Source organism: Streptomyces violaceorubidus, assembly GCF_000717995.1.
GTDB lineage: Bacteria > Actinomycetota > Actinomycetes > Streptomycetales > Streptomycetaceae > Streptomyces > Streptomyces violaceorubidus.
In genome coordinates this window covers 1-693 of the sequence record NZ_JODM01000139.1, presented here as the reverse complement: position 1 = coordinate 693, position 693 = coordinate 1, and the positions used below count along the sequence as shown (strand labels likewise).

1 pseudogene is annotated in these 693 nt (G+C 72.7%); it reads right to left on the bottom strand.

Annotated elements, in window-relative coordinates:
• A pseudogene (locus IE94_RS36690) lies at positions 1–693 on the bottom strand (thiolase family protein); the annotation flags it as partial.

The window sequence follows — 693 nt, the reverse complement described above, 5'->3', positions numbered from 1 at the left end:
CCTTGGCGAAGCGCAGGACGACCGCCGCGAAGGCCTCGTTGATCTCGACCAGGTCGATGTCGTCGATGGTCAGCCCGGCCTTGGCGAGGGCCTGCGCCGTCGACGATGCCGGAGGAGTTGCCCGCGTGGTGGACGTGGTCGATCTTCTCCACCCAGTGGTACTTCTGGAGCGCCACGGCGTCGAAGCCGCCCTGCTCGCCGGGGAGCGCGAACGAGGGCCTCAGCCCGGCCAGGCTCTCGGCGGTGGTGCCGGGGCGCAGGTGCTCGTCGTGGTCCAGGACGGGCAGTCCGTTGCGGTCGGCGACGGGGACGACGGAGCGCTCGAAGCGCCCGTCCTTCCAGGCGGTGGCCGCGCGCTCCTGGGAGAGGGCCGCGTACTCGTCCACGTCGCGGCGCGAGAAGCCCTCGATGGTCGCGATCAGGTCGGCGCCGATGCCCTGCGGGACGAAGCCGGTGTCGTGGTTGGTGCGCGGGTCCAGCGCCCAGGCCCCGCCGTCGCTGCCCATCGGGACGCGGGACATGGACTCGACCCCGCCCGCCAGCACCAGGTCCTCCCAGCCCGAACGGACCTTGGCGGCGGCCATGTTGACCGCTTCCAGGCCCGAGGCGCAGAAGCGGTTCTCCTGCACCCCGGCCACCGTGTCCGGCAGTCCGGCGGCGATCGCCGCGATCCGGGCGATGTCCGAACCCTGG